A 23681-nucleotide genomic window follows, 5' to 3' on the forward strand; every position below is an offset into this window, starting at 1 on the left:
GTTAAATATCCAATATTCACTTTTTGATTTCAGCTTGAATCCCTGTCAATTCTCAGACTCAGCAAATCAGCATGGCAAACTCCTAATCGCAATAAAATGAGACGATAAAGACTTAGATTGTTAGAGCAACAATGCTTGTAGAAGCCAAGCAAAAATAGGCCATTGTAGTCATTGACGACAATGATCTGCCGGGACCCTGAGGCGAGAGCTTCCCTATTATTAAAGATAAATTCGACAAAATTCAAACCTCATGAGATATCACTGATGTGATCTAAAACTCAATAGATTTTTTTAGGTTGTTGCCAACTCGACGACAGTCATATCGAAGGATTGAGTCACCCTCACCGCACCCAGACAACACTGCACCCAGCTCCGCCGTCCCCCTGTTCGGCATCTATCACCCGTTCCACATAAGGCACAGTGTCCAGCCAAGTGCGCAGGCCACGCTTGAGCTTGCCCGTTCCAATGCCATGAATCACCCACACCGGGCCATTGGCACTGCGCAGCCGTTCTTCGACAGCGGCTTCGGCCTCATGCACCCGCATGCCACGCACATCCACAGTGTTACGGCTGGTGCGCACCTGCGCACCAGCGCCGCTTGCAGAACGAGCTTGCACTTTCACCACCGGCTTCGGGGGCGGCTCAGGTTTGCGACCGTCAAGACTCTCCACCGCGGCCAGATCGACCGTGGTGCGCATCACCCCACAACGAACCGTGAGTTGAAGGCCGTCATCCGTGATGGCTAAGACATCCGCAGCTTTGCCAAGGGCCAGCAACCGCACGCGATCACCCACCACCGGACGCCAGCCTGGCTTGGGTGATCGCCGTTCGGGGGTGGGGCGGTGATGGTCTTCCAATGTGCGGAGTCGTTGGCCAGCCCTCCGCGCTGTTTCCCCATCCGCACGCTCATCACGAAGCCGGCGAATCAACGTGCGGACCTCTTTCTGACCTTTGCGGATCGATTGCTCTAACCGCTGACGGCCCTGCTCCTGGCGTTGTGCGGTCTGCTGCTTTTGCTTCTGCCAGCGCTGCAGCAACTCCTCGTGCAGAAGCTCGGTGCGCGCCAGCAGTGCTGCGGCGTCTTCCGCCGCGGCCTGCTGGCGCTGACGTTGCTCCTCCAAGCCTCGAATCACACTGTTCACTTCACCATCGCCTCCAGGAGCCAGAAGCTGCTGCGCCTGCTGAAGGACGTCGGGGTCGAGCCCCAACCGCGTCGCGATCGCCAGAGCATTGCTGCGCCCCGGAATTCCCCACCGCAATTCAAAGGTAGGGGACAGCGTCTCAGGGTTGAAGGCCACAGAGGCATTCTCAAAACGCGCGTCGTCGTATTTGAGGGCCTTGAGTTCACCGAAATGAGTGGTGGCGATCGTGAGTCGGGCTCGTTCAGCAAGAGCCTTGAGCAAAGCCGTGGCCAAGGCCGTTCCCTCGCTCGGATCAGTTCCGGCACCCACCTCGTCCAACAGCACCAGAGCGGGGGAACCACCCCGCTGCAACGCCTCCAGAATGCGCCCAATTCGCTTCACATGACCGCTGAAGGTGGACAGGCTCTGCTGCAGAGATTGCTCATCACCGATATCCGCCAGCACCTGAGCACACCAGGGCAATGAAGGTTGCCCTGCACAAGGCAAGAGCATGCCGGCGCGCGCCATCAGTGCAGCAAGACCGATGCTTTTCAGAGTGACCGTCTTGCCACCCGTGTTCGGCCCGGTGATCGCCACCACCCGCAGCTCCGGCGATACCTCAACAGAAATTGGGACCACCGGAGGGCCTTCCGCCCGTTTGTGCTGCCAAACCAACAGGGGATGCCTGAGACCGGTGAAGCTGAAGGGAGCGTCCTTCGTGTCCTCAAGCTTGGGAGCCACACCTCCAAGCCAGCGGCCGTAGCGCCCTCGAGCCAAAGCAAGATCAAGGGTTCGCAGCACGGCTACCAGTTGGTTGAGGGCAGAGGCTTCCTCCGACACCAGAGCGCTCAGCTCCGCCAACACTTTGCGTTCCTCATCCCGGATGCGGGATTCCAGCTCCACCAGCTTGTTGCCGAGGGTGAGCACCGAGCGTGGTTCCACAAAGAGGGTGCTGCCTGAGGCCGAACTGTCGTGAACCTGACCCGGCACCTGGCTCACCGCACCAGCCTTCACCGCCAGAACCGGACGGCCATGACGCTCGGCAATCACACTGTCCTGCAGGGATGGGGCCAAGCGGCGCAGCAACTCCTGCAGCTTGTCTCGACGGGCCTGGCGGAGACCATGCCATTGATGCCGAAGCGCCGACAACGCAGAGCTGGCTCGATCAGCAACACGACCACCCTCCTCTAGGGCAAATTTGAGCCGCTGCTCCAACTCCGGCAGCGTCACCATGGTTTCAATCAGGCTGGTGCAAACCGGGCGCAGCTCGGGCTCGTCGATCTGACGGCGCAAACGACGGGCCGCTGCCAATGTTTCCGCCACGGCCAAAAGCTCCTCACCGGAAGCCACACCCCCTTTGCTGCAGCGCAGCACCACCGGCATCAGGTTCTGAACCCCGCGAAAGCTGAGACCACCCTCCGTGAGGTCATCGAGCACCGCCATTTCGACGGTCTCGGCCAGGCGTGTTCTCGACTCCGCCAGGCTGGCTGGCAACAGCTGTGCTTTTGCAGCATCGCGGCCCATGCCGGTGCTCGCAAAACCGCTGAGATGGTCACACACGCGACGCCACTCGAGCAGGTCAAGAGTTTCCTGCTGAGCCCGGTCCGCCTCTTGACTCAAGTCAACTGCAATTGGAGGGGATGCCACCGGGGGGTTCATAAAGCATTTCGAGCCAGTTGCCTTCCGGATCTTTTAGATAAAAAGACGCCGTACCGTCGCGGTGGTCATGGACGGCACCAACGTGCACACCCTGCGCTTTGAGACGGTCGTGAATCACATCAACCTCAGCACGATCGCGAAAATGGAAGGCGAAGTGTGGGCCAGCGGCCTTGTAATCAGGGCCTAACAAGGCGAGTCCATCGCGACCTTCCCCAGCTTCCAGGTAGCACCAATCGTCGGCGCGCCAGACCAGGCGCATCCCCAAATCGGTGTAGAAGGCAACAGCCCGATCAACATTCTCAACGCGGATCGCCACGTGCCCGAGGCGATCCACACCCGTCGATTGATCAACTGTTGCCATCGGATCAGGCCTCCTTCAACCAAGCCGCTGCATCGCAAGCGTGGTACGTGAGAATCAGATCGGCACCGGCGCGCTTGAAGCTCAGCAACGTCTCCAAGACGACGGCCTTTTCATCGATCCAGCCCCGTTCCGCCGCGGCCTTGACCATCGAATACTCACCACTGACGTTGTAGGCAGCGATGGGGAGTTCTGATTCCTGGCGAAGGCGGTGGATGATATCGAGATAGGCCAAACCAGGCTTCACCATCATGATGTCGGCGCCCTCCTGCTCGTCGAGCTGGGCTTCGGTAATGGCCTCCCGAGCATTGGCGGGATCCATCTGATAGGTGTCTTTGTTTTTGGGGATCGGCTTGCTGCCAGCGGCACGCGGCGCTGAGTCGAGAGCTTCCCTGAAGGGTCCGTAATACGCGGAGGAATACTTCGCTGTGTAGCTAATGATCCCCACATGTTCGAAGCCTTCATCGTCGAGGGCTTCACGGATGGCTCCAACGCGGCCATCCATCATGTCGCTGGGACCGATTAGATCAGCACCCGCTTCAGCCTGCACAACCGCCTGCTTGCAGAGCAGTTCAATGGTCTCGTCGTTGAGCACGACTCCGTCCTGACTGACGATCCCGTCATGACCATCACAGGAGTAGGGATCCAGCGCGACATCGGTCATGATCGCCATCTCAGGAATGGCTTGTTTGATCTGGCGAATCGCGCGCGGGATCAAGCCGTTGGCGTTGAAACACTCAGCACCATCTTCGGTTTTCAACCCCTCCGAGACCTTCGGGAAGAGAACGATGCATCGCACCCCAAGGTCGAAAGCGCGCTGAACTTCTCCGGTAAGGGAGGCCAGACTCCAACGGCTGGCACCTGGCATCGCACCGATCGGCTCCACCTCGGTGCCTTCATGCACAAAGAGGGGATAAATGAAGTCTGCAGCCGAGAGGCTGTGCTCACGCACCATGGCGCGCAGCGCGGGTGTACGCCGAAGACGACGGGGGCGGTAGGTGAGCTCCATCAGACCCAAACACAAGGTTTGATCGTAAGGGTCACCCGATCAGAGGGCCGCAGAACGAAGCCACTCTTGACGTGGATGTCCCGTGCGCTTGGCACGCAACTGCTCGAGCAGACGACGCTCCTCCTCACTCCAGGAGGACGGCATGGACAGTGTCAGCGTGAGGAAGAGATCACCACGACCTGACTTCGCAGGCCAGCCTTTGCCCTTAAGCCGAAGGCTGCGGCCTGGGGAGGTGCCTGCTGGAATGCTGACCTGCGCCTCACCATCTGGGGTCATCACGGAGACCATGCCTCCAAGGGCCAGTTCATCAAGGCTGACAGGAAGATCAGCACGCAGTTGATCAGACTCCAACCGCCAGATCGGGTGCTCCTGAATCTTGAGATTGAGATAGAGATCGCCACGCCGACCGGTTCCGGGTTGCAGGTTGCCCTTGCCCTTCAATCGAAGCCGAGAGCCGGTCTTCACTCCCGCAGGGATGCGCACTTGAACGCGCTCGTTGTTGACAGACAAGCTGCGCTCGCCACCTCGAAAGGCTTCCGCAAAACTCACATTCACCGAGGCCTCGGCATCCAGATTCACAGGAGGTCGTGAGGGCTGGGCGCCACGGGGGAAACCTCCTCCTGCGAATCCGCCTCCAGGAAATCCACCCCCCGGGAAACCGCTCCCTGCCGGCCCACCGAAACGTCCCAGCAGGTCGTTAATGAAATCGTCGAAGTTGCCGTAGCGACCGAAGTCGACGTCCATGCCGGGGGCTGCTCCCCCGCCCATGCCACCGGCCTGATTCCAGTACTGGCCGAATTGCTCATAACGACGCCGTTTCTCCGGGTCGGAGAGCACTTCGTAGGCTTCACTGATCTCTTTGAAACGCGCCTCAGCCTGCGCATCACCAGGGTTGACGTCGGGATGATATTGCCGCGCCAAGCTGCGGAAAGCTTTCTTGATGGCATCAGCGTCGGCACTGCGATCAACACCGAGCACCTGGAAATAGTCCTTGTATCCGCTGCCTGCCATACCCATTCAGTGGTCTTCCTATTTTCACCGCAAAGAGCCTGCGTTGTTGCTTCCGCATGGAGGGAAGCCCGAACGCATCAATGCGACCTAGCTTCGGGCCATTAACTGCATCGGCATGCGAGGCGTTGCTTCATCCCTGCTGGCAACCGTGCTGCTCGCGGCTGGCGGAACCGTCGCACCGGGACAGGCCGCTCCATGGGCCAGCACGATCGGGGAGCCCCTGCGCGACTCCAGCCCCCAGGCCGTCGAACTCACGGATCATCTAAGGGCAGTTGGAGCCAGGTTTTACGGCGCTTGGACATGCCCGGCGTGCTTCAAACAGATGAACCTTTTTGGCAAACAGGCCGGAGCGAAGCTGCCCTATGTGGAGTGCCGCAAGCCGGAGACGCTGCCGAAGCAAGCCGAATCCTGCAGCGCTGCAGACATCCGGGCCTATCCCACCTGGGTTCTTCCCGATGGACGCCGAAAAGTTGGCGTTCAGTCTCTGGATGCCCTGAGCCGCTGGAGCGGGCTGAACTGACATGGCCTTGATTAACGGCCTGCATCGGCGCAACATCCGAGGCGACCTGCTCGGAGGCCTGACGGCAGCCGTGGTGGCCCTGCCCCTCGCCCTGGCCTTCGGCAATGCGGCCCTTGGGCCAGGCGGCGCCATCTATGGCCTTTATGGCGCCATCGTTACCGGTTTTCTGGCGGCCCTGCTCGGGGGGACCCCCGCCCAGGTCAGCGGACCCACCGGACCCATGAGCGTCACCGTGGCGGGCATTGTGTCCAGCCTGGCCGCCGTCGGAATCAGTCGTGACCTGAGTGCCGGCGAGATGCTGCCGCTGGTGATGGCCGCTGTCGTTATCGGTGGTGTGTTTGAAGCCCTGCTCGGGATACTGCGGCTGGGGCGCTTCATCACCCTGGTGCCCTATTCGGTGGTCTCCGGCTTCATGTCGGGAATCGGTTTCATCATCCTGGTGCTGCAACTCGGGCCCTTCATTGGGGTGAGCACCCGGGGCGGCGTCATTGCATCGCTGCAGTCGCTGATCAACGCACCCAGCTGGAATCCTGCCGCTCTGGCCGTTGGATTGATGACGCTCGCTGTGGTGTTTCTAACCCCTCTCCGCGTCCGTCAATGGGTGCCGACGCCTCTGCTGGCGCTGCTGATCGTGACGCCGTTGTCGCTGGTGTTGTTCAACGACAACCGGCTGCTGGATCTCGGCCTTGAACCCATCGCCCGGATCGGAGCGATCCCCGCAGGCGGCTTGCAACTGGTGATGCCCGATTTCAGCCGGCACCTGCCGGAGCTGGTGAAAGCGGGCATGGTTCTCGCTCTGCTCGGGGCCATCGACTCGTTGCTCACCTCCCTGGTGGCCGACAACATCACCCAGACCAACCATGACTCCAACCGTGAACTGATCGGCCAGGGCATCGCCAACACAGCGGCCGGGTTCCTGTCTGGACTCCCGGGCGCTGGAGCCACGATGCGAACGGTCATCAACATCAAATCCGGAGGTCAAACGCCTTGGTCAGGCATGACCCATTCCCTGGTTCTGCTGCTCGTGCTGCTGGGGGCAGGACCTCTCGCAGCGCAGATCCCCACGGCACTGCTGGCGGGAATCCTGATCAAAGTCGGGCTCGACATCATCGACTGGGGCTTTCTGCTTCGAGCCCATCGCCTGTCGGTGAAAACGGCCGCGCTGATGTACGCCGTGCTCTTGATGACGGTGTTCTGGGACCTGATTTGGGGGGTTCTGGTGGGGATGTTCGTGGCCAATCTGTTGACCGTGGACGCGATCACGCGGTCTCAGCTGGAGGGGATGGAAGAAGACAACCCTGCCGATGCCAAGGATGCGCTGCACGCCAATCTCTCCCCAGAGGAGGAGGCCCTGATCCTGCGCTGCGGCAAGGCCCTGATGCTGTTCCGTCTGCGCGGCCCCCTCAGTTTTGGAGCCGCCAAAGGAATCAGTGCGCGGATGGGGTTGATCCAGAGCTACAAGGTGTTGATCCTTGACCTCACCGACGTGCCTCGCATCGGGGTCACAGCAACGCTGGCGATCGAACGCATGGTTGAGGAAGCTCAATCAGCAGGACGCACGCTGTTCATCGCCGGGGCCAATCAGGCTCTCAAGCAACGGTTGCGGCAATTCGGTGTAGAGGGTGTGCTGCGGCCTTCCAGGCTGGATGCTTTGCAGGAGGCCGCTCAGCTGATCTGACTGATGTCCACCCCACAGGAGTGCATGCGCACATCCTCAGGACTGACCAGCTCTCCCTCCAGCGCCTTCACTTCGGCCTGAGCAAGCACTCGCAAGCGCTGCACAATCACATCCCGCGGGTAGCGCTCCTCGCACAGCACCCAGTACAGCCCGAAGTGGCGAGCTTCACTCGCCAGCAGATCGCGATAAAGATCCCTCAACTGCGGATCCGGACTGTGCTCCGCCAGCAGGGCCATGCGCTCATGGCTGCGGGCTTCGATCAAGCCAGCCACAAGGAAAGAATCGAGCATTCTTTGCGGCTCGCCTTTGCGGATCTGTCGGGCGAGTTCCGCTCCATAGCCCGGGGAGGGAATCGGTTCCAGGTAACGCCCCCGTGCCTTGATCAGCGCCAGAACCTGCTCGAAGTGCTCAAGCTCTTCCCGCGCCAGAGGGCTTAGAGCTTCACCCAGACCGGGCTCGCAGAGGTAGCGAAACATCATCTGCACAGCAGCCCCAGCAGCTTTGCGTTCGCAATGGGCGTGATCGATCAGCACCTCCATTGGCCGGGCATTGGCCTGCTCCACCCAGCTCCCACTGGTGGGCGCGGCCAACCAGCGGATCGACGCGACCGTTTTCTGCGGCACGCTGATGGTCATGCGCTCGGCCTGAGGTGGCTGAGCAATCCTTTCAAAGCAAGGCTGTAACTGGCTGGTCCGAAGCCGCAAACGACACCGACGGCGCGCTCTGCAAGGAATGAGTGATGGCGAAAATCTTCCCGAGCATGGGTGTTGCTGAGATGAAGTTCCACGTAGGGGATCGCAACACCTGCAAGGGCATCGCGAATCGCGATGGAGGTATGGGTGTATGCCCCGGCGTTGATCAGGATTCCGTCGCTACGACCGATCGCCTGGTGAATTCGATCCACCAGGGCGCCTTCGAAATTGCTTTGGAAGCAATCGAGTTGCACCGATTCATGCTCGGCCTCTCGGGTCAGTGCCGCCTCGATATCAGCCAGAGAAGACTGTCCATAGATCCCAGGCTCACGCTGCCCCAAGAGGTTCAGATTTGGACCGTTCAGCAGCAGAACGTGCATGGCTGGAGGTCGTTTCAGTTCGCAAGATCGTATCGAGATCGTGGGGAAGGACGCACCGACTGGTAAGTTCTTGCGGTGTGGTTCGGGTCGGTGCCCGAGTGGTTAATGGGGGCGGACTGTAAATCCGCTGGCTCTGCCTACGTTGGTTCAAATCCAACCCGGCCCATCCTCCACATGCCCTTGTAGCTCAGCGGTAGAGCACTCCCTTGGTAAGGGAGAGGTCTCGAGTTCAAGTCTCGACAAGGGCTTACTTCCTCCCCTCGGCACCAGGGGAGGCCTCTTTCGAACCGAGGACAACCGCCGATTGCGGGCCAAGGCTTCGACTGTCGGCTGATCCGAGCGTCCAGAGCACGGAATTGTGCAGCGCCAGGGATAAAGGCAAGTGTTCTGAGCGACTGCGGTTGATCAGAACCCGAACGCCATCCGCAACTCCCTCCAGTCCGTCAGACCCTTGAACTGACCACTGCAGGCCATCCCTACGCAGGGGCTCATGGGCACGACGGAGTTCAGCGAGCGATTGAATAAAAGGACGCAGATCTGCTGTCCAGGGGACATCCCAGGGATAGGCCTCACGGCAGGAGGGTCCAGGCCCGCCAGATGGACCTGGTTCAGGACCACCTGCAAGAGCAGCCTCTGTCCCGTAGTAGATGCAGGGCGCTCCTGGGTGAAGAAAGAGCAGCAACAGTGCCAACTTCAAGGCAGCCAAGTCGTTGCTGAGGCTGTGAAGCGCGCGGGGGACGTCATGACTGTCGAGAAGATTCATCTGAGCCCTGTTCACCACATCCCGATAGGAGCTCGCTGTCGTCGTCCAGATGGTCAACAGGGCCTGGCCATCCAGGGGATCAAGGGGGTACTCACGGTTGCGATAGTCCCGGCGCAGCGTCTCACCGGCGGCCCAGCAAATGCTGCTCCAACCAAGCCGGTAATTCATCACGCCATCGAAGTGGTCGCCCTGCAGCCAGGCCGTTGCATCTCCCCACACTTCTCCAACAATCCAGGCATCCGGGTTGGTGGACCGCACCATCTTCCGGAACTCCACCCAGAAATCGGCAGGGACCTCTGCTGGAACGTCGAGACGCCAACCATCGATCCCACGTTCGAGCCAGTGACGGCCAACCGCCAGCAGATGCTCCCGGACACCAGGGTTCCCATGGTTGAACTTGGGCAGATCAGGCAATGCCCACCAGCAGTCGTATCCGCAGTCCTCGCCTTCCGCGGGATAGGGCTGGAGGGGCCAACGGTGCACATGGAACCAATCCCGATACGGCGAATCCGCACCGTTCTCCACCACGTGATGAAAGGCCCAAAAGCCTCGGCCGCAATGGTTGAACACACCATCAAGAACCAACTTCATTCCGCGCTGATGCACAGCGTCGATGAGTTCCGTGAGAGCTACGTTGCCCCCCAGCAGAGGATCAACCTCGAAGTAGTCATAGGAGTGATATCGATGGTTGGCGGCCGAGCTGAAGATGGGCGTGAGGTAAAGGCAGGTGATGCCCATGGCTTGCAGCTCATCGAGAGCATCAATCACGCCATAGAGATCCCCGCCCTGAAATCCCTCTTCCCGAGGGTCCATCCCCCATGGCTTCAGGGCGAGATGACGCTGCACCTTGACCCGTTCACTGCGCCGGAAACGGTCGGGAAAGATCTGGTAGAGCACCGCATCGGCAACCCAAGCAGGTGGATCTCGAAACGGAGTGATCGCTCCCAAAACCTTTGCAGTCAGCCAACTCCTGGCTAGCAGGAGAGAAAGACATTGGCCATGGCTGAACAGCCTCTTCTTCTGGCCCTCGATCAGGGCACTAGCAGCTCCAGGGCTGCACTGTTCAGTAGCTCGGGGGATCTGGTGATCAGCGCCAGTGCACCGCTGCCAATTTCCTACCCCGCTGATGGATGGGTGGAACAGGACCCGATGGCGATTTGGACCAGCCAGCGACAGGCCCTGGTTCAACTCGACGCGAAGCTCAGCGATGGACAGCGCAAGGCGGTGGTGAGCTGCGGCATCACCAACCAACGGGAAACCACGGTGCTCTGGCGCCGCAGCAGCGGCCTCCCCTGCGGACCGGCCCTCGTCTGGCAGGACGGCCGTACCGCCTCCATCTGCGAGGCCTGGAAACAGCAGGGCCTGGAGCAGGAGTGGTGCCGACGCACGGGCTTGCTGCTCGACCCGTACTTCAGTGCCAGCAAGATCCGCTGGATGCTCGATCACTACGACGACGCCCAATCCGCCGCGGCCAGCGATGACCTCTGCTTCGGAACGGTGGAGAGCTGGCTGCTGTGGCAACTCACCGGCGGCCAGCGCCACGGCAGCGACATGAGCAATGCCAGCAGAACGCTGTTAATGGATCTGGAGCAGCAGCGCTGGGTGGATGACTTCCGAACCCAGACAGGGCTACCTGCCAACGCTCTCCCGGAGCTACTGCCCTGCCGCGGTGAGTTCGGACGCATTGCATCGGATCTTCCTTTTGCAGGCCTGCCGATCCAGGCGATGCTCGGCGACCAACAGGCCGCCACCCTTGGCCAGCTGTGCTTGCAGCCCGGGGAAGGAAAGTGCACCTACGGGACGGGGGCCTTTCTGGTGATCAACACCGGCGACGTCCTCCGCCGCTCGGATGCGGGTCTGCTGAGCACCCTCGGCTGGACCGATGCCGCCGGCACGCCCAGCTTCTGCCTTGAGGGGAGTCTGTTCAACGCCGGCACCGTGATCCAGTGGCTACGGGATGGGCTGCAGATCATTGATCAGGCCGCTCAGGTCAACGACTTGGCACTTTCGGTGCCGGATTCTGGAGGTGTGATGCTCGTACCCGCCTTCACCGGCTGGGGGACTCCGCACTGGGATCCCCAGGCTCGCGGTGTTCTGGTGGGCCTCACCCGTGACAGTGGGCGTGGTCACATCGCCCGTGCGGCTCTGGAAGGAATTGCCCTATCTGTGGCGACATTGGTGGAACTCGCTGAACAGGCCCTCGGCACCAGCCTGGGTGAACTGGCCGTGGATGGTGGCGCTGCTGCCTCCGATCCCCTCTTGCAAGCGCAGGCGGATTGCACCGGTCTGACGGTCCGGCGGCCCGCCAGCCTCGAGAGCACCGCACGGGGGGTGGCGCTGTTCGCAGGACTTCAAGCCGGGGTGATCAACAACCTGGAGCAGCTCGCGACCGCGCGGAGTGACGGTGCGGAACTGTTTCAGCCACAGATGGATGAATCCCAGCGCAGCAGCTGGCGCGCACGCTGGCAGAACGCCGTGTCCAGAAGCCTTGGGTGGCATGGCTGATCAACAGGTGGACCTGCTGGTTATCGGGGCTGGTGCCAGTGGCGCGAGCGTGGCCTACGAGGCCACGCGACGGGGCCTCAGCGTGGCAGTGCTCGAGGCCGGAGATATCGGAGGTGGCACCAGTTGCCGAAGCACGAAGCTGCTCCATGGCGGGGTCCGCTACCTGGAGCTGGCCTTCAAAACCCTGGATCTGGCCCAACTGAGGCTGGTGAGGGAAGCCCTGCTCGAGCGGAGCCACTGGTTGACACAGGCGCCGTTTCTGGCCCGGCGACTCGAACTGGCCCTGCCCACACAACAGCTCTGGGGACAGGCCTATTACCGCCTTGGGCTGGGAATGTATGACGCCCTGGCAGGTCAGAGGAGCATCGGCCACAGCCGACTGCTGTCTCAGCAGCAGATGCGTCAGGCCCTGCCTCTGATGAAGGCATGTCAAGGCGGCGTGGCCTACAGCGATGGGCAGTTCGACGATGCCCGCCTCAACCTGCTGCTGGCTCTCACGGCGGAGCAGCGGGGGGCAACCCTGCGCACCCGTTGTCGCGTGGTGCAGCTGGAAACCGACGGAACAGGCCAGCTCAAGGCAGCCATCAGTGAATCCGTAACGGGCCAACGGGAGCGCTGGTGCGCCTCGGCATTCGTGAATGCCACGGGCATTCGGGCAGATGAAATCCGGCAGATGGCGGACGCTGATGCCCCCCCACGCATGCTTACCAGCCGTGGAGCACACATCGTGCTGGAACAGAACCTCTGCCCAGAGGGCCTTGGGCTTCTGGTGCCATCCACCGCGGATGGTCGCGTGCTGTTCATGCTCCCCTTCCACGGCCGCACCCTGGTGGGGACCACGGATGAAGCCTGCACGAAGGAGAGCGCCACATCCCCCTCACCGGAGGAGGAGAGCTACCTGCTCGACTACGTGCGTGAGTGGTTTCCCCAGCTCCAGCATCCGAAGGTGAGCAGCCGTTGGGCGGGGGGACGACCGCTGCTGAAGCCCGCGGACCAGGGCATGGACAGCAGCCGCGTGGTGCGGGAGCACGAGGTGGAAACCCTGGCCTGCGGCTTGGTGAGCGTGATGGGTGGCAAATGGACCACCTGCCGGCCCATGGCCGAAGACACCCTGGCCGCGGTGGAACGCCAGCTCGGCCGGGCGCTGCCCACCCCTGAACCGATGCCGCTGCGAGGGGCAGCGGAGTCCTTGCAGGCAACCCTGGACGGCCTGCAACGCCAGAAACACCAACTCGAAGCCCTGCTCCCCGACACCTCTCTAAGGGCCGCGCAAGTCGCCCATCTCCAAAGCACCTATGGCTTGGAGGCAGTGGCCTTGATCGAACCCTCCGAGCCCAGCCGACGCGAGCCCCTCAGCCCGGTCATCCCCCTTTGTGCCGCAGAACTGGACCACTCCATCCAGCGGGAACATGCCTGCAGCAGCAGCGATGTACTGGCCCGCCGCTGCCGTCTGGCCATGGTGGACCTGGACGATGCCGAACGGCTCAGGCCCCAGGTGGATGCCCTCCTGGATCAGGCCGGCGTCGCCGCGGGCTCCACCTCACCAATCAACCACCAGTTGAATCCATAAGGCGGAAGATTCACGAACCACTCCGCTGCGGCGGGAGGGAACTCACAACCCCACATCACCTCACGGGTGCGCGCGCCAGCCCACTCCGATAAATCAAGGCTGAGGGATGCTCCAGCTGCGGTGACATTGGCTGCCACCAGCACAGTCATCGCCTCGGTGCAGCGGAGATAAACCAGCACCCCGGGGTGGGGGCTATACAACAACCGGAAGCTTCCATGCCTCAGTGCTGGAAGGAGACGGCGGCAGGTGAGCATGCGCCGATGCCAGTTCAGTAACGACCCCGGCAGCTGCTTTTGCACCTCCACATTCACCACGCGGTAGTCATATCCAGGAGCTGTGATCGGTGGCAGCACCAACAGCGGATCGGGGGCGGTCGAGAAGCCACCATTGCGTGCCGGCGTCCAGGCCATCGGCGTGCGGTTGGGATCACGGTCCCTTAAACCAGGCCAATCCCCCATGCCCAGTTCATCGCCGTAGTACAGGCAAGGCATTCCAGGAAGGCTGTACAGAAGACCATGCAGCAAGCGGTTGGAGCGCGGATCGCCGTTGAGAAGGGGAGCCAGACGTCGGTTGATCCCCCAGTTCAGCCAATGCCCCTGCCCCTGGGGCAAGCCCACCCGGATGGTCTGAATCACCTCATCGCTGATCAGATGACCATCCCCGAGCCACAGTTCATCGTGGTTGCGCAGCGGCAAAGCCCAGCGAGGACCACGCACCGCCTGCTCGGCCTGCATCAGGCACTCCCCAAGCTGCTGAGTGCGACCACTGGCAATAGCTGCGAACAGATGGGCGGTGAGAACGAAGTTGAACGCACCATGCAGTTCGTCATCCGCCAGATATGGAGCGGCCTCTTGCACCGGCTGAATCGCCTCTCCCAGCAACAGCACGTCACGGTCATGCCGATCCACCCGTTCCCGCAAACGCTTGAGGAAGGCGTGGGTCTCCGGCAACCCTTCACAACGGCTGCCCTCTGACTCGAACAGGAACGGAACCGCATCCAGACGGAAACCGTCCACACCTCGCTCTAGCCAGAAGTCGACAACCTCCAGCATCGTGTCTTGCACCCAGGGATTCTCGTAATTGAGATCGGGCTGATGACGCAGGAATCGGTGCAGGTAGTACTGCTCGGCAACCGGATCCCACTCCCAATTCGAGGCCTCGAAGTGCCTGAACAGAACCGGTGCCTCGGCATAGCGCTTGGGGTCGTCACTCCAGACGTAAACATCCCGTTCCGGACTGCCCTGAGGAGCCCAGCGGGCTCGCTGGAACCAGGGATGAAGGTCACTGGTGTGATTGAGGACCAGGTCCAAAATCACCCGCATTCCCTGGCTGTGGGCCGCCGTGAGGAACCGATGGAATGAGGCGAGATCACCCAGATCCGGATGGATTCCGGTGAAATCAGTGATGTCGTAGCCACCGTCCCGCAGTGGGGACGGATAGATCGGGGTCAGCCAGAGGGTGTTAACCCCCAACCAACGCAAATAGGGCAACCGCGCCGCAAGCCCCTTGAAATCACCAATGCCATCGCCATTCCCATCGGAATAACTCCGAACGATCAACTGGTAGATGACCGTCCCTGACCACCACGGAAGAGCTGGGGTCATCCCCCGGTTGCATATTCACCACTGCTAGACCCGACTGGCCTGATCGTCAGCCCTGTGCCCCTCACCCAAACGCAACTGAGCCGGATGCAGGAGCTTGTTGGAGCTGGGCTGACCCGTCCCCTGGCCTGGCGCCGAGAGCAATTGCAACGACTCTCAGCCCTCGTGGAGGAGCATGAATCGGAGGTGCTCGAGGCGCTCGCCGCCGACCTCGGGAAACCACCGACCGAAGCCTTTTTTGAGCTGGTCGCTCTGAGACAGGAGCTCAAACTCACCGGCCGGCAACTGGAGCGCTGGATGCGTCCGCGCCGCATCACGGTGCCCCTCTCACTCCAACCAGGCCAGGCCAGAGTTGTGCCGGAACCGCTCGGGTGCGTTCTGGTCATCGGCCCCTGGAACTATCCCTTTCAACTGACGCTACGGCCGTTGATCAGTGCCCTAGCCGCTGGCAACACCGCCGTACTCAAGCCCTCGGAACACGCTGGTGCCATTGCGGATCTCATTGCGCGACTGATTCCTGAGCACTTCGAACCCGACGTGGTGCAGGTCATCCAGGGGGATGGTGCTGTGGCAGCAGACCTGGTGGCTATGCCCTTTGACCACATCTTCTTCACAGGTGGAGGCAGCATCGGAAGGAAGGTGCTGGAAGGAGCCGCTGACCACCTCACTCCGGTAACCCTGGAACTGGGGGGCAAGAGCCCGGCCATCGTCCTGGAAGGAGCCGAGCTCAAGGTGGGGGCCCGACGCTTGATCTGGGGCAAGGGGATCAATGCCGGGCAGACCTGCATCGCGCCAGACCATCTGCTGGTGCAACCCGAGCTGCGTTCGCCCCTGCTGAAGGCGATGGAAGAGGCCAGAACCGAGATGTATGGCGACGACCCCCTGACCTCGAATCAGCTGGGGCAAATCATCAATGAGCGCCAGTTCAATCGGCTGGAGCAGCTTCTGGAAACAGCCAGAGCGGACGGCCGAATTCTGATCGGAGGCGAAATCAGCCGAGAGCAACGGCGCATCGCGCCGACCGTAATCCTCGTGGATGACCGCAATGATCCGCTGATGGCGGAGGAAGTGTTCGGTCCGCTCCTACCGGTGCTGGTGCTCGAGAACCTCACAACAACGCTTCAGGAGATCCGCAAAGGTCCCAAACCGTTGGCGCTGTATCTCTTCGGAGGTGATGAGGCCCAGCAGCAACAGGTGCTCACCACCACGAGCTCAGGCGGGGTTTGCCTCAACGATGTGGTGATGCAGGCCGGGGTGCCCCAGCTGCCCTTCGGCGGCGTTGGCGCCAGCGGGATGGGGAGTTACCACGGCCAGAGCGGCTTCGACACGTTCAGTCATCACAAGGCGGTGCTTAAACGCCCATTCCGGTTTGATTTCAAGCTGCGTTACCCGCCGTACAAGGTGGATCTCAATCTGCTGAGGCGACTGGCTGGATAAAGCGAGACGACATCCATCACATCCCTGCTGCAGCAAGTGCTCTGGGGGGCTGGCGCTTTACGTCAAGCACCGTATCTTGCAGGGATCTACCGGAGACGAATGCGCCGTACCGCTCTTGCCGCCCTTCTTCTGACGGCTTGGCTCCCTCTGTCAGCCACAGCTGCCTCGGTGACGGTGCGATCCGGCGAGACGCTCTCGGATATCGCTGACCGCTACGGCGTCAGCGTCGGCACCCTGATGCGGATGAATGGGATCCGCAACCCAGACCTTGTCCAAGCTGGAAGCCGCCTGCAAGTGCCAGGCCCCACCGTGACGGCGGGCTCTGGACGCCATCGCGTCAAGAGCGGCGAAACCCTCAGCAGCATTGCCAGCCAGTACCGGGTCAGTGGTCGTGACCTGATGGCCCTCAACAACCTGCGTAACGCCAACCACGTGGAAGTCGGTCAAACCCTGCGACTCCCCAGCAACGCGGTCATGCCGCGTCCAGCCTTCAAGCCAGTGGCCGTAACCCCGATCACGGGAGCCACCGAACACACCGTTGCCAAAGGGCAAACTCTTACGCAGATCGCCAAGGCCTACAAGCTTCCAGTGGCAAGCCTGATCAGCATCAACGAGCTCAGCGACCCCAACAAGGTGGAAGTGGGAACGCGCCTTTATCTGACGGATCCCTCCTTCCAGAAACCCATCAGCACGCAATCCCAGCCCGTACAAACCCAACCGGTGGCAACCGCCATCAAGCCAGTTGTGATGGTGAAGCCAAAGGTTCAAGCCAAGGCTGTGCAAACCAAACCAGTGCAGACCAAGAAGCCTGCTCCCAAGGCCAAGCCGGTCCAGGCCGCCAAGCCCCAGCAGACCCTGGCCAAATCGGCTGACTGGCGCACCTACGGTCCGCTCCAAGTGGACTGGGCCAACTGGCAGCCCATGGGCGGCAGTCAGGTGGTGCCCACTCTCAATGCCAAGGGTCAGGCCCTGTACCTGGCCGTGAATTGTTCCGCCAAAAAGATCAATGCCACCGGTGCCGATGGGAGCTGGAAAGTCTGGGAGGCGCCGAAGAACCGGTTCGAAAAAGACTTGGTGAAGGATCGTTGTCAGGCCAAGGCCTGACTCAGGCGGCGTAATCGAGCGGCCAGGGGGAATCCAGAAATCTCCGGCCGCTCTCGCGGAGGTACAGCCTTTGAGCGCCGTCATTGCTTTCCTGAATCAACTCCTCCTGCACGAGCCGACGGGCCAACCAGGTCCAGCGGTCATGGCGTCCGGGTTCATGCAGGCCCAAGTGCTCACCCAGGCGCCGCATCTCCGTACCGTCCTGCTCCGCTAGATGGGCCAGCAGTGTTTCAACCTGTGCGGACCAGTCCCGTCGTTTCGGTGCCTCCATGCAGCGATCACAACGACCACAGGGAGCCACCAACTCTCCAACGGCGAGCAACAGGGCCTGTTCTCGACACATCTCACCCTCCGCGACAGCCTCCATCCGACGCAGCTGTTGCTGCGCCAGATCCAACCGCCGACGGTCCTCCAACGCGTCACTGCCCCGGGCTGAGGCCTGCATAGCCCAACCCAAGCTGGTGCGATCTCCAGGGGAGAACAGCACATGGCAATGGGCCGGCTGGCCGTCTCTGCCGGCGCGACCTGATTCCTGCAGATAGCCCTCCGGCGTTGCTGGCAGATCAAGGTGGAGGACAAGACCGACATCTCCACGGTCGACTCCCATCCCGAATGCCACTGTTGCCACGAGGACCGGCCGCTGGTGCTCGAGAAACAGCCGTAAGGCCTGTTGCCGGGTCTGCGGATCCAGACCGGCGTGATACGGCGTTGCGGCAACCCCTTGATCACTGAGACGTTCCGCCCACTGCTCCACGGAACGACGGGTGCGGGCATAGATCAGCGCTGCACCACGCGACCTCTCCAGCGCCTCTAACACCTGGGGCATGGGATCCCGCGGGCGCCGTTGCATCGTGTAGTGGAGGTTGTCCCGGCGGGCCGAGCTCACCTGCACAAGCGGCCGACGCAGATCAAGCAGACGAATGATGTCGGCACGCACCCGCGGGGCTGCCGTCGCGCTCAGGGCCAGCATCGGGACCCCTGGGCAGAGGCTGCGGATCTGGCCAAGGCGGCGGTAATCGGGGCGGAAATCATGCCCCCAGGCACTGATGCAGTGGGCTTCGTCCACCGCGAGGGCCACAAGACGCCCCTCCATGGCATGGCGTTCCAGCATTAGCCGGGTCTGCTCACCCTGGAGGCGTTCCGGCGCGATGTAGAGGAGACGGAGCGTGGCATCCCGCAGCTGCTCCAAGGCCTGCTGGCGTCGAGCCGGATCCAGACCGGCATGCAGACAGGCCGCAGCGATCCCCCGTCGCTGCAGCGCCATCACCTGATCCTCCATCAGAGCAACCAACGGTGAGATCACCACCACCAGCCCTTCGCGCACCAGCGCTGGAAGCTGATAACAAAGCGATTTCCCGCCGCCGGTGGGCAGCACCGCCAGCGCATCCCGTCCCTCCAGCACGGCATCCACCACAGGCCGTTGCCCGGGGCGAAAGCCATCCCACCCGAAGTGGGTCTGCAGAGCACGCTCGAGCGAAGCCAGAACACACCAGATGTGGAGGCTTCAGATTATCGAGCACAAGATCTGGAGTCAGGGCATCGGTGGGGGATCCAATTGATCTGGAGCCTCCTCCACCAGCTGCAACCGCACCCGCTTTCCTCCAGCAAGCTCTCCTAGCGACACCCGTAGCGTGGCACCACTGAGGGTCTGCAGGGCGTTCAGCACATCTCGCAAGTAGGGCGTGCTACTTCCGCTTTCGACCCATAGGCGCTCCTGAAGACCGCCCAAACGCCGCCAGGAGGTGTGCAGCTTGAGTACAGCCGACTCAAGGGCCTGGGCCTGGCCTACAGCATCAGCCAAGAGGCCGAGGGCATCCAGGCGCTGGGCCTCTTGCATGGCACGGTCGAGATCCAGTTCTCCCTGCTGAAAAGCCCTCACGGCAATGCCCGACTCCGTTGCCTTGGTGATCCAACGGGCCGTGCTGGTGACGTCCTTGATGCGGTCGAGTTCGGGCTCATCGCGAAGCACCTTGCGCAGATCCTCCTGCTGCGGCTCCGGAAGCTTGGCCAATTCACGGACCAGTGGAGCCACAGCACGGGGTGGCAACAGATTTTCCTGGGTGCGTTGACGAATCTCTTCTGGCAGCAATGGACTCGTGGCCGCCGTGAATTCATCGGTGAGACGACGCACCTGCTTTCGGGTGATTTCCTGACCTTCGTTGGCGGCCTCGGAAATCATCAGCTGAACTTCAGGAACCGCCTGGGCGGTTTCCATGAAGGCGCGCTTGGAGAACTGATTCACACTGCTCTCCTCCAGGGTGCCATCGCCGAGCATGCTGTCGGCGGATTCCGCCAGTTGGATCAAGCCATAGGCACGGGTCTTGCTGATTTCTTGTTCCCTCAGCCACTGCAGAAAGCCAGCTCCCCGACCCTCACCGCCACGCTTTTCCTTATCCCGAACGGCACGGAGAATGCGACCCCGCCAGATCTCAGTCTGCAGATCAAAGCGGTCGCAGACGGCCCAGGCCTGTTCCAGGCGGGCCAGAAATTCCATCGTGCTGATGTCGTCCCGCTCTGGGTCCGGCAAATCCAGTTGAAGCAGAGACGGATCGGGATCAGGTGCGATGGAACTGTTCAAAGGGACGCCAACAACGAAGGGACGACATTCTGTGACGTAGCGGTGATATGCATCCATTCAGCGAGATACGCTCCGTTTGCATCTCCTAATGCCCAGCGATGGCGATCACCCGCGGCGCCAAGGTGCGCATCAAGCGTCCAGAGTCTTACTGGTTCAACGAAGTTGGCACTGTTGCCACGATCGACACTTCGGGAATCCGCTATCCCGTTGTCGTCCGCTTTGAGAAGGTCAACTACAGCGGCCTGCAGGGCGTTGATGGCGGCATCAACACCAACAATTTCGCTGAGGCGGAACTCGAGCCGGCCTGAGGCCGTTGCCTGAACTCCCTGAAGTCGAGACGGTCCGTCGGGGACTGGCAGATCGTCTTGTCGACTTCAAAATTGAACAAGTTGAGGTCTGCCGACCGAGAGCCATAGCGAGCCCAGGAGGCTCTGAGGCCTTTGTCCACGGTCTCTGTGGCGCAACAGTGGGCGACTGGCAACGCAGGGGCAAGTACCTCATGGCATCCCTGAATCCCCATGGCGGCGTTTGGGGCGTTCATCTCCGCATGACTGGCCAATTTCAGTGGCATGAGCAGCCCACTGATCCGTGCCGACACACCCGTGTTCGCCTCTGGAATGCTGCAGATCAAGAGTTGCGCTTTGTTGATGTGCGCAGCTTCGGGGAGATGTGGTGGGTTCCTCCGGACCAGGCGGTTGAAGACGTGATCAGTGGCTTGACGCGACTCGGCCCTGAACCGTTCAGTCCAGAGTTCTCTGCCGCTTATCTGAAGCACAAGCTCAAGGGCAGCAGCCGCCCGATCAAAACAGCTCTGTTGGACCAGGCCCTGGTTGCTGGAACTGGCAACATCTACGCGGATGAATGTCTATTCGCGTCAGGAATCGCTCCCTTCACGCCGGCAGGCCAGCTGAAGCTCGACCAACTGGAGAAGCTGCGGGATGCCTTAGTCAATGTTTTGACCATCAGCATTGGAGCCGGTGGAACAACCTTCAGCGATTTCCGCGATCTTGAAGGCGTCAATGGCAATTACGGAGGGCAGGCCTGGGTCTATCGGCGTGGAGGGGAACCCTGCCGAAGCTGTGGAACACCAATTAGCAGGGAAAAGCTGTCCGGTCGAAGCACCCACTGGTGCCCACAGTGTCAGGGCTGATTGGGAAGCGAAAGCCCGCGGAGCGACTCCCGATAGGGCGGGCGAAGCACGCCGAACTCTGTAATTAACCCCGTCACCAGGTGAGCTGGTGTGATGTCGAATGCAGGGTTCCAAGCCTGGGCCCCAGGAGCCGCAACCGACAAACCTTGAACATGGGTGATCTCCTGGGCATCGCGTTCCTCAATCGTGATGGCATCCCCATCGGGGGTGGCCAGATCAATGCTGCTGCCAGGTGCACAGACGTAGAAGGGGACGCCATGGGCTTTGGCGACAAGAGCCAGGTTGTAGGTCCCGATCTTGTTGGCGACATCGCCATTGGCGGCGACACGGTCACAGCCCACCATCACGGCGTCCACCTCGCCCCGACGCATCAGCAATCCGCTGGCTCCGTCGACAATCACCGTGCAGGGCACCCCCAAACAACCCAACTCCCAGGCAGACAGGGCAGCCCCTTGCAACCGAGGACGCGTTTCATCCAGCCAGGCATGACGCAAAACGCCATGGGCGTGAGCGGCTGAAATCACACCGAGTGCCGTACCAACCCCTGCGGTAGCGATCGCGCCGGTATGGCAATGGTGCAAGACCCGACACCCCTGACTCAACAAAGAAACGCCGTGGTCGACCAGCCTTTGGGTCAGCAGACAATCCTGTCTCTGAAGCTCAGCGGCCACAACAGCAAGCGACTCGCAGTTAACCGAACCGGTGGATGCAAGGACCGACTCCATTTTTTTGAGAGCCCAGCCCAAATTGACGGCGGTTGGTCGCGATGCTCTGAGGCCTCGTATGGCACACGAGAGGTCATCCCCGGCCTGCGCAGCAAGAACGACACCCCATGCCGCAGCAATGCCGATCGCGGGAGCACCACGGACGGCCATGGACGAGATGGCGGTAGCCACCTCGTCCCATGTCTTCAGCTGCATAAAGACAACAGACCCAGGCAGTTGTCGCTGGTCGAGCAACTCCAGGTGTGTTCCGGTCCAGCGAAGACTGGGAGGAAGGATCAATGCAGAGCGGCCTCTATTTCCTGTATAGAAGAAGAAGGGATCCCCGGACTGTGAGGACCAGCCGAACGCAACGGGACCAACTGGTTCAGGCCATCAAAGCCCTTCACATCCGCGGATGGTGCGACGGCACAGGGGGAAATTTCAGCGTTGTGCTGCAGCATCAGCCACTGCAGTTACTGATGGCGCCCAGCGGTGTGGATAAGGGCCAGGTCAGTGCAGATCAGCTGATTGTGGTTGATCAAACTTGCAATGTCTTATCCGGAGAAGGCAATGCCAGCGCAGAAACTGCGTTGCATCTCCGCATTGTTGATGCAACTCAAGCAGGAGCTGTTCTGCACACTCATTCCGTGCCGGGCACGGTCCTCTCCCGTCAGTACGAAAACGATGGAGTGATCACATTGGAGGGGTGGGAAATGTTGAAAGGGCTGCATGGCATCAGCACCCATGCCACCAGCGTCAACATCCCTGTGATCAGCAACAGTCAGTCCATGCAGGATCTAAATAACGCCATCAGCCCCTCACTTGCATCAGCGCCGTGCGGATTCCTTGTAGCTGGCCACGGCCTCTACGCCTGGGGGGACAGCCTAGAGACCAGCAGACGACACATCGAAATTCTTGAGTTTCTGCTCAACGTGAAATTGACCCAGATGATGATCAGGCATCAATCATGAACCAACACCTCCTGCTCGATATCGAGGGCACAACTTGCCCAGTCAGCTTTGTCAGCAAGATTTTGTTCCCCTTCGCCAAGCGCGAACTGAGCAGTTATTTGATTCAGAATGCACACAACGGCAATCAAAGCCAGACGATCCAAAAGGCCAAGAAAGAATGGGCGGAGGATCAATCCGTGAAGAGCGTACAACTCAAAAAGCAAGTTGATCTTCAGAAAATCAGCGAAGTGGATGCCTTAACTCAGTACCTCGAGCATCTCATCGTCATCGACAAAAAGTCGACAGCACTAAAAGATATACAGGGTGAAATCTGGGAACTTGGCTACAGCAATGGGGAATTAAAGGCCGAACTCTTCCCAGAGGCAGTCAAATGCCTGCAGCAATGGCATCGGCAAGGAATCACGCTATCGGTGTATTCGTCAGGGAGCATTCATGCACAGAAGCTTCTATACAGATACACCTCGGAAGGCAATTTAGAGACGCTTTTTAGCCATTGGTTTGACACCCACACTGGAGCCAAGAAAGCCTCTCAGAGCTACACCACGATCGCCACTCAGATCAACAGCGCTCCTGAGAATATATTGTTTATAAGTGACAACGGAGAGGAATGCGATGCCGCAAGGAAGGCAGGGATAAAAACCCTCTTCAGCCTTCGAGATGGCAATCCTGATCGAGATCCCAGAGATCACGAGGTCATTCAATCGCTGCGCGAGGTTGACAGGTATCTCGCGGCAAAAAAATAGACAACAAAAAAGCCACCTCGAATGAGGTGGCTTTTTCATGGTTGGTGATGGTGATTGCTACAACAATCAGCCAATCATCAACCTATTAAGAGAATGTTTTACCTGGCATCGAGCTATTTTCTCAGGG

At 60.7% G+C, this 23681-nt stretch carries 21 protein-coding genes and 2 tRNA genes; 12 read left to right on the plus strand and 11 right to left on the minus strand.

The window, feature by feature from the left end; genetic code table 11:
• Window positions 1–341: 341 nt before the first annotated feature.
• The 4 genes from FZZ92_RS12810 to FZZ92_RS12825 are packed head-to-tail and all read right to left on the minus strand — an operon-like array spanning window position 342 to window position 5158.
• Window positions 342–2780 carry an endonuclease MutS2 gene (locus tag FZZ92_RS12810; RefSeq protein ID WP_226423379.1) on the minus strand — a complete coding sequence of 813 codons (2439 nt, stop codon included), beginning with the start codon at window positions 2778–2780 and terminating at the stop codon, window positions 342–344.
• On the minus strand, window positions 2743–3141 hold the full coding sequence (locus FZZ92_RS12815) for a VOC family protein (RefSeq protein WP_166017624.1): 399 nt from the start codon (window positions 3139–3141) through the stop codon (window positions 2743–2745). Before FZZ92_RS12815 ends, FZZ92_RS12810 begins: the two co-directional genes overlap by 38 nt.
• A gap of 4 nt (window positions 3142–3145) precedes the next feature.
• Entirely contained in the window at window positions 3146–4147 is a 1002-nt protein-coding gene (hemB, locus tag FZZ92_RS12820; protein WP_226423380.1) for a porphobilinogen synthase, read from the minus strand.
• Window positions 4148–4186: 39 nt separating this feature from the next.
• Window positions 4187–5158: a DnaJ C-terminal domain-containing protein gene (locus tag FZZ92_RS12825; RefSeq protein WP_226398979.1), complete on the minus strand. Its 972-nt coding sequence runs from the start codon at window positions 5156–5158 to the stop codon at window positions 4187–4189.
• 115 nt (window positions 5159–5273) lie between these two features.
• Between FZZ92_RS12825 and FZZ92_RS12830 the strand changes: the two genes are divergently transcribed.
• Window positions 5274–5678, plus strand: coding sequence for a vitamin K epoxide reductase (locus FZZ92_RS12830; RefSeq protein WP_226398980.1), 405 nt, complete (start codon window positions 5274–5276; stop codon window positions 5676–5678).
• A 1-nt stretch (window position 5679) separates the two neighbouring features.
• On the plus strand, window positions 5680–7356 hold the full coding sequence (locus tag FZZ92_RS12835; RefSeq protein ID WP_226398981.1) for a SulP family inorganic anion transporter: 1677 nt from the start codon (window positions 5680–5682) through the stop codon (window positions 7354–7356).
• On the opposite strand, the gene FZZ92_RS12840 is transcribed toward FZZ92_RS12835, so the two are convergent.
• Both FZZ92_RS12840 and aroQ read right to left on the minus strand, forming a co-directional pair.
• Window positions 7344–7991, minus strand: a complete 648-nt coding sequence (locus FZZ92_RS12840) for a tRNA-(ms[2]io[6]A)-hydroxylase (protein ID WP_226398982.1) — start codon at window positions 7989–7991, stop codon at window positions 7344–7346. The genes FZZ92_RS12835 and FZZ92_RS12840 overlap by 13 nt on opposite strands.
• Window positions 7988–8428 (minus strand): type II 3-dehydroquinate dehydratase, encoded by a 441-nt coding sequence (aroQ, locus tag FZZ92_RS12845; RefSeq protein WP_226398983.1) that lies wholly within the window; start codon window positions 8426–8428, stop codon window positions 7988–7990. Before aroQ ends, FZZ92_RS12840 begins: the two co-directional genes overlap by 4 nt.
• 84 nt (window positions 8429–8512) lie before the next feature.
• On the opposite strand from aroQ, the gene FZZ92_RS12850 reads away from it, so the two are divergent.
• Window positions 8513–8594, plus strand: a tRNA-Tyr gene (locus tag FZZ92_RS12850).
• A 10-nt stretch (window positions 8595–8604) separates the two neighbouring features.
• A tRNA-Thr gene (locus FZZ92_RS12855) sits at window positions 8605–8676 on the plus strand.
• Here the strand turns inward: FZZ92_RS12855 and FZZ92_RS12860 are convergent.
• Entirely contained in the window at window positions 8676–10139 is a 1464-nt protein-coding gene (locus FZZ92_RS12860) for a glycoside hydrolase family 13 protein (protein WP_226423381.1), read from the minus strand. The genes FZZ92_RS12855 and FZZ92_RS12860 overlap by 1 nt on opposite strands.
• Before the next feature lie 51 nt (window positions 10140–10190).
• Between FZZ92_RS12860 and glpK the strand changes: the two genes are divergently transcribed.
• Window positions 10191–11696, plus strand: coding sequence for a glycerol kinase GlpK (gene glpK / locus FZZ92_RS12865; RefSeq protein ID WP_226423383.1), 1506 nt, complete (start codon window positions 10191–10193; stop codon window positions 11694–11696).
• Complete coding sequence (locus FZZ92_RS12870; RefSeq protein ID WP_226423384.1) at window positions 11689–13266, plus strand: glycerol-3-phosphate dehydrogenase/oxidase; 1578 nt, start codon at window positions 11689–11691, stop codon at window positions 13264–13266. Before glpK ends, FZZ92_RS12870 begins: the two co-directional genes overlap by 8 nt.
• Here the strand turns inward: FZZ92_RS12870 and FZZ92_RS12875 are convergent.
• A complete protein-coding gene (locus tag FZZ92_RS12875; RefSeq protein WP_226423385.1) occupies window positions 13209–14870 on the minus strand; it encodes an alpha-amylase family protein in 1662 nt (553 codons plus the stop codon). The two genes, FZZ92_RS12870 and FZZ92_RS12875, sit on opposite strands and share 58 nt — an antisense overlap.
• Window positions 14871–14954: 84 nt before the next feature.
• Between FZZ92_RS12875 and FZZ92_RS12880 the strand changes: the two genes are divergently transcribed.
• Together FZZ92_RS12880 and FZZ92_RS12885 are read left to right on the plus strand one after the other, a co-directional pair.
• Window positions 14955–16304, plus strand: coding sequence for an aldehyde dehydrogenase family protein (locus FZZ92_RS12880; RefSeq protein ID WP_255614527.1), 1350 nt, complete (start codon window positions 14955–14957; stop codon window positions 16302–16304).
• A gap of 99 nt (window positions 16305–16403) precedes the next feature.
• Window positions 16404–17408, plus strand: a complete 1005-nt coding sequence (locus tag FZZ92_RS12885; RefSeq protein ID WP_226423387.1) for a LysM peptidoglycan-binding domain-containing protein — start codon at window positions 16404–16406, stop codon at window positions 17406–17408.
• A gap of 1 nt (window position 17409) precedes the next feature.
• On the opposite strand, the gene FZZ92_RS12890 is transcribed toward FZZ92_RS12885, so the two are convergent.
• Both FZZ92_RS12890 and FZZ92_RS12895 read right to left on the minus strand, forming a co-directional pair.
• Window positions 17410–18870, minus strand: a complete 1461-nt coding sequence (locus tag FZZ92_RS12890; protein ID WP_226423393.1) for an ATP-dependent DNA helicase RecQ — start codon at window positions 18868–18870, stop codon at window positions 17410–17412.
• A 69-nt stretch (window positions 18871–18939) separates the two neighbouring features.
• Complete coding sequence (locus FZZ92_RS12895) at window positions 18940–20043, minus strand: hypothetical protein (protein WP_166017611.1); 1104 nt, start codon at window positions 20041–20043, stop codon at window positions 18940–18942.
• A gap of 41 nt (window positions 20044–20084) precedes the next feature.
• On the opposite strand from FZZ92_RS12895, the gene FZZ92_RS12900 reads away from it, so the two are divergent.
• Entirely contained in the window at window positions 20085–20294 is a 210-nt protein-coding gene (locus FZZ92_RS12900; RefSeq protein ID WP_115022698.1) for a photosystem I reaction center subunit IV, read from the plus strand.
• A gap of 5 nt (window positions 20295–20299) precedes the next feature.
• On the plus strand, window positions 20300–21136 hold the full coding sequence (locus FZZ92_RS12905; protein WP_226423388.1) for a DNA-formamidopyrimidine glycosylase: 837 nt from the start codon (window positions 20300–20302) through the stop codon (window positions 21134–21136).
• On the opposite strand, the gene mtnA is transcribed toward FZZ92_RS12905, so the two are convergent.
• Window positions 21127–22140, minus strand: a complete 1014-nt coding sequence (gene mtnA, locus FZZ92_RS12910) for an S-methyl-5-thioribose-1-phosphate isomerase (protein ID WP_226423389.1) — start codon at window positions 22138–22140, stop codon at window positions 21127–21129. The two genes, FZZ92_RS12905 and mtnA, sit on opposite strands and share 10 nt — an antisense overlap.
• On the opposite strand from mtnA, the gene mtnB reads away from it, so the two are divergent.
• A complete protein-coding gene (gene mtnB / locus FZZ92_RS12915; RefSeq protein WP_226423390.1) occupies window positions 22104–22811 on the plus strand; it encodes a methylthioribulose 1-phosphate dehydratase in 708 nt (235 codons plus the stop codon). The two genes, mtnA and mtnB, sit on opposite strands and share 37 nt — an antisense overlap.
• On the plus strand, window positions 22808–23554 hold the full coding sequence (gene mtnC / locus FZZ92_RS12920; protein WP_226423391.1) for an acireductone synthase: 747 nt from the start codon (window positions 22808–22810) through the stop codon (window positions 23552–23554). Before mtnB ends, mtnC begins: the two co-directional genes overlap by 4 nt.
• Window positions 23555–23681 lie beyond the last annotated feature (127 nt).

Source organism: Synechococcus sp. MU1611 (genome assembly GCF_020514255.1).
In the GTDB taxonomy this organism is placed as follows: Bacteria; Cyanobacteriota; Cyanobacteriia; order PCC-6307; family Cyanobiaceae; genus Parasynechococcus.